Source organism: Actinomyces sp. 594, assembly GCF_019325145.1.
Classification (GTDB): domain Bacteria; phylum Actinomycetota; class Actinomycetes; order Actinomycetales; family Actinomycetaceae; genus Actinomyces.
Genome location: NZ_PIZC01000004.1, coordinates 1 through 5,545, shown reverse-complemented (window position 1 = coordinate 5,545; position 5,545 = coordinate 1). Strand labels below are relative to the sequence as shown.

General features: G+C 60.4%; 4 protein-coding genes. All 4 read left to right on the top strand.

Annotated elements, in window-relative coordinates; all coding sequences use genetic code 11:
* Nucleotides 1–119 precede the first annotated feature (119 nt).
* Nucleotides 120–4,049: a CDP-glycerol glycerophosphotransferase family protein gene (locus GZ998_RS00195; protein ID WP_219108242.1), complete on the top strand. Its 3,930-nt coding sequence runs from the start codon at nt 120–122 to the stop codon at nt 4,047–4,049.
* 237 nt (nt 4,050–4,286) lie between these two features.
* Entirely contained in the window at nt 4,287–4,595 is a 309-nt protein-coding gene (locus GZ998_RS00190; RefSeq protein WP_219108240.1) for a hypothetical protein, read from the top strand.
* Nucleotides 4,592–4,807: a transposase family protein gene (locus GZ998_RS00185; protein ID WP_203234046.1), complete on the top strand. Its 216-nt coding sequence runs from the start codon at nt 4,592–4,594 to the stop codon at nt 4,805–4,807. Before GZ998_RS00190 ends, GZ998_RS00185 begins: the two co-directional genes overlap by 4 nt.
* A gap of 649 nt (nt 4,808–5,456) precedes the next feature.
* The coding region (locus GZ998_RS00180) for an adenylyltransferase/cytidyltransferase family protein (RefSeq protein WP_219108243.1) at nt 5,457–5,545 on the top strand (89 nt) is incomplete at its 3' end.

Genomic DNA, 5,545 nt, shown 5'->3' with positions numbered 1-5,545 from the left:
TTGACGAGCAGCTCGCGGGCCTGTGCGAGGTCGTCTACCTGCCGCGCACGCCGGAGATCTCGACCACCCAGATCAAGAACGACATGCAGAACAACTGAGACTCCAGCAAGGACGCTGACATGAAGCTGATCTCCAATGTCCGGTTAGGGCGGTACTACGAGCATCGCAGCAACTTCGCGCGTGCGCGCGAGTACTACCAGACTGCTCAGAGGAACTCTGAGGAAGGATCGGCGTTTGCGCTCGGCAACCTTGAGTACCGGCTGAAGAACTACGAGGCCGCGGTGCCTCTTCTGCGTGCAGCTCTGAAGGCAGATCCCACAAACTCCGTGGCGGAGAGACGCCTCGCTTTTAGTCTTGAGAAGACTGGTGCGTGCGCTGACGCTGTTGCGTTGGTAGATGCTCGGGCAAAGGCTGGTCAGCAGACAAATAGCGACAAGCTTATCGCTGCGCGCCTGCACATGCGTCAGGGAGAGGTGGCGCGCGCCCGTGAGTATTACGCTGCAGTAGTACAAGACCTTGCAGATCCGAAGGTAGATATAGAATACTTGTCTACTTTTACTAAGAAGGATCCCGCTTGGCTGCGTGCCAGCGCGATGGCCGAAGTTGCAGAGCGTCACTCAGATAACGCCGAATGGCTATACAACTATGCAACCGTGCTCGAAGATGCCGGCCAGCTTCCGGCGGCTGCAGAGGCCTTCGAGGCGTCGGCCGCGCTAAGCGGAGGAAGCTGGACGTACTACCGTGCCGGATACGCGCACGAACGCGCCGGCGACCGGGCGCGATCCCGGCACTGCTATTTGATGGCCCAGGATCGTGACCAGAAACTGGACGCCAAGAAGTGGGGCCTGGGTGTCTTCCACGAGGAGGGGCGGCACTACGACGCCGCAGCGGAGACGTATCGCAACGACGCGGCAGCTTCGCCCGAAGTGTGGCGGCGGGCCGGGCTACTTTATCGTGCGGCAACGATGAAGACCATGCTGTGCGAGTTCCCGGAAGCCGCACAGCTACTGAGGTCAGCGGTCAATCTGAGGCCGATGAACACGGAGTGGATCGAAGACCTCGCAATGGCCCTTCAGCTTTCCGGTGCCCGTGATGCGGCTTTGACGGAGTATAGGAAACTACTCAATTTACTGGCCGAAGACAATCTGACGGGACAGCAATCCAGGATACGCACGCTTCAGCGAGAGATTAGCCGGTGTTTTGAAGACGCTGGCTACTATGCGGCTGCCTACGAGGCGTTGCGGGAATCCATGGGGCTCGCACCTTCGCGTGCGCTTGAGCCTACCAAGCAGACAGAAGCTGCTTCCGATATAGCGGGCGTACCCTCGTGGATCCCATCAGCTGAGTTCCCGGACGAGGCAGATGTTATACGCAGCGATTCGGGTGTTTCTCAGGTTGATCCAGTCGAAGAACCTATCGCGCCTCTGCGCTTCTTCGGTTCGACCGATCGCCGTGGCCATGAGGAACGTGCGCGTCTGGCCGAACGTGCGGGAGATACAGCAACGGCTATCGAGGAATATCGCTATGTGAGCCTGCTCAGCCACCCGTTGGCGGCTAAAACCGCAGACCGTTACGCGGAACTGCTCGCAGACACCGGTGACTTCCGCGGAGCTGTAGGCGTGCTCAAACGGACTACCACGTTCAATCGGGCGCTGCCAAAGGTGGTTGATACTCCGCGGACTGGGACCTATACCGCACAGCTGGCAGCGTATGTCGAGTGGTCGGAGGACTGCGCGGTGGAGGATGATGTCATTCTCTATGAGGCCAACCTCGGAATCTCAATCGACTGTAGCCCGCTTGCGCTGTGCCGGGAGATCCTTCGATCGCACCCAGGCGAATTCCTGCATATTTGGGCCGTTGATGAGCATGCCGTACTCCCGGAAGACCTCGCCGATCGTGCCGACGTGATCGTCGTCCGGAAAGACTCTTTGCAGTACACCAGGCTTCTCGCGACCGCCAAATACCTGATCAATAACTCCACGTGGCCGACATACTTTACTCGGCGTCTCGAACAGCGGTACCTGATGACCTGGCACGGGACTCCGCTCAAGACGCTCGCGAAGGACATGCAAGAGCCACTGGTGCATCTCAACATGGCCCGGAACTACCTCCAGGCCACCTATGCGATTTTCCCGAACGAGCACACTCGGTCCGTGATGATTAACGGGTGCGATGTCAACGGCTTGACCAAAGCGAGAATCGAGATCACGGGCTACCCGCGCAACGACGTGTTGGTAGAAGCCGCCGGCGACACCCACTGTAGCGGGGCAAGGCGAGCGTTGTTCGCTCCCACCTGGCGTGAGGACTCCGAGCTCGAGGAGCAGGTACAGACGCTGCTGGCAATTCGTGATGCGCTAGCGGATGCGGGATATGACACCTATCTGCGCGCCCATCACTACGTAGAACAAGCGGCGTTGAGGATCGACCCGACGATCGAGTTTGTCCCCAGGCATGTTTCCACCTACGATCTTCTGCCGGACATCGACCTCCTTGTCACGGACTTCTCATCGATATACTTCGACTTCGCCTTGACCCGGCGTCCCATGGTGTTCTACGTGCCGGATTGGGACCGCTACGCCGAGAACCGGGGTGTCTACTTCGATCAGTCGCATCTACCCGGCATAGTCTGCGACAACCTGGAAAGCCTACGCGCAGCTATATCGGCGCCTAAGGTTGACCTGGTGGAGCGTGAAGCATTCATCGCGGAGTTTGGTCCGGCCGATGACGGGCACTCATCGGAACGTGTAGCAGAGGCGTTCCTGGCGTCCCGAGACGAGGCATATCCTCAAAGAGACTTGGGCGGAGGATCATCTGGCTTACTTGTCCGCCAAAGCTTGATTCCAAACGGCATGGCGAGTTCCTTCGTCAACCTCATTACCGTGCTAGCCGACCAGGGCACGTCACTGACGGTGCTAACGGAGGGGCGTCCGGTGCAGAATGAACCTGGGCGCGAAGAGACGATGCGCAAGCTCCCGGCAAATGTGCGTGTGATTGGCAGGGTCGGTGCGCAGCCGAGATCCTGCCTGGAGGTGCACGCCCAGCACGTCGCCCATAAGTTGGCGTATGCTCCCGGGCCGGGGCTCGACTCGGTGATTACCCGCCTGTTCGTGAGAGAAGGGCTCAGGGTTCTTCCCGGTGCGACCTTTGACGCCGTGATCGAGTTTGACGGATACTCCGAGTTTATGGCCCGCTTGGTTCTCGGTATCGCGGACAGCAAGGCCTCAAAGGTGCTGTATCTCCACAATGATATCCAGGGCGAAATAGAACTTCGGATGCCTGAGCTATCCGCCGTAGTGAGCCTGATTCCACGGTTTGACCATGCGGTCTCTGTTTCCGCGGGGCTGATGGAGACAAACGCAAGGCGTTTGCCGCAGGCGCACGGCATTCCCGACGCCAACTTTACTTATGCGCGGAACGTGATTGTTCCTGACGTCCTTGAGCGACTGGCAGATGAGCAATCGATTGATGGATTCATCGATTGGTGTGGCGATTCGAGACCGCTATTCGTACACGTCGGGCGTATGTCCCCGGAGAAGAACCACGGATTCTTACTCAATGCCTTTGCGAGTTTCCGCAAGGAATGCTCGGATGCGCGTCTGGTTCTTCTGGGGGACGGACCATTGCGGCCGCAGGTTGAGGCGCAGATACATGGCCTTGGGATTGAGCAGGCGGTGTTCGTGCCGGGGTGGGTAAGAAATCCGTACCCGATACTCGCACGCGCGGATGCGATGTTGATCCCGTCTCTCCATGAAGGGCAGCCCATGGTCATCCTGGAGGCACGGGCCTTGGGGACCGCCGTAATTGGTTCTGATATCGACGGAATAAGGGCAATGGGGCCGGACGGCGCGCAGAGGATCCTGCCTCTCGAGCATGACCTCTGGGTTGATGCTATGCGGCGCTGGAAAGAATGCCGAGAGGCTGCGGCTAGGTTCGAGAGCAGAACGTACTCCACTGATGCTATTCGCGAGTTCTGGCGAGCTATCGGTCGGTGCGGCGTAGAGAAGGGTTCGGCTGCTGCAGCGGAAGGGATATATGATCAACGGGGGTAGTACCGGGAGGGGTATTCGTAGGGGTGTGGAGGATTTTCGATGCGCGCGCGTAGTGGGTGCGTGCTAGGGCGGCTCCTGGGTACCGGGCCGGTACCAGCTGGTAAATCTGGACGTGATGGCGCTGCGCCACAAACACCAGCCAGGAGTTCCTGCTGAGGTCTTCGACGTCTCCCAGCCCACCGCCTCCCGCATCATCAGCGCCTACGCCACCCTGACGCCTACGCCCTGGGGAACGGCGTGCTTGCAGTGGAGGACATCGACCCCATCCAGGTGCAGATTGTGGACGGCACCCTGCTCAAGACCTGGGACTGGAAAGGCGCACCTGGCCTGTTCGCAGGCAAGTACCGCACTGCCGTGCGTAACGTGCAGGTTGCCCGTGCCCGTTTCGGCGCTCTGGCACGGGTGTCCGACCCGCTGCCCGGATCCGCGCACGACGCCGCCGCGCTGGGAACATCGGGCCTGCTGGACGTCCCGCCCGAGTGCCTACCCGGCGGGCAGGCACCGCCAACGCTTACTGGCGACGGGGCTCCACCGGGCTGGGCATGACCACGCCCGTCAAGAAGCTACGCGGGCCGCGCCCGCACGAGACCGACATGTCCTACAACGCCTCGGCCGACCGCATCCGCTTCGTAGTCGAAACAACCATAGCCGCCCTCAAGACCTGGCGCGTCCTGCACTCCGGCTACCGCCACCCCATACAAGCCTTCCTAACAACCATCACCGGCATACTCACCCCCACCTTCACGTACACCCCATGAATAACCTTCCAGGAATCAGGTTTTACGGTATCTAGCGTTCGGTTGTCTACCTTGGGTCTTCTCGGGTAAACGGGTTAGCGGGCGTTGTCTGCCCTGCAGTGGTGCGGCAGCGGTGGAACGGCGTTGTGGGTGGTTACAGGTGCGAAGACGCTGGCCGATTCGGCCACGGGGAAGGCGGCGGCCAGTTCCGGTGCAGCGCACAGGCGCCGCTTCCAGGTGCCCGACAACCCGCGGTCGGCTCACCCTTGCGGCCGCGAAACGAACTAGCCCCTTTTTTTGGGCGGCCGCCGGATTTATTTTCAGGGCCCTTGCTGCCACATGGGTGATCCAGAGATGCGATAGGTGGGAGCGGGCTCAGGCGGGAGGGCGACGGCGGTCCGACGTAGGTAACAAGCCACATACTAGAGAGCGTCGGATGGATCGTTCGCGAGCCGGGATGGTGTGCGGACCCGTTGGCGGTCTACTGCGGGTGCGAGGTCGCCGTCGGCGCTCGACCATCGCGGCTTCACCGCAGGTCAACGACGAGCCGCAAGCGGGACACCGAACAGCCGGGACTCAGGTAAGCTTTCTTCATTCGCGACCTTCGTGCTAGTTACGATTTGGCAAGCACGCGGTCGCGAGCGGCTCCCCATCACCCATGCGAGGACTCATGAAGCGCGTCATCACTTACGGCACCTACGATTTGTTGCACTACGGGCATATTGAGCTGTTGCGTCGTGCGAGGGCGCTTGGCGACTA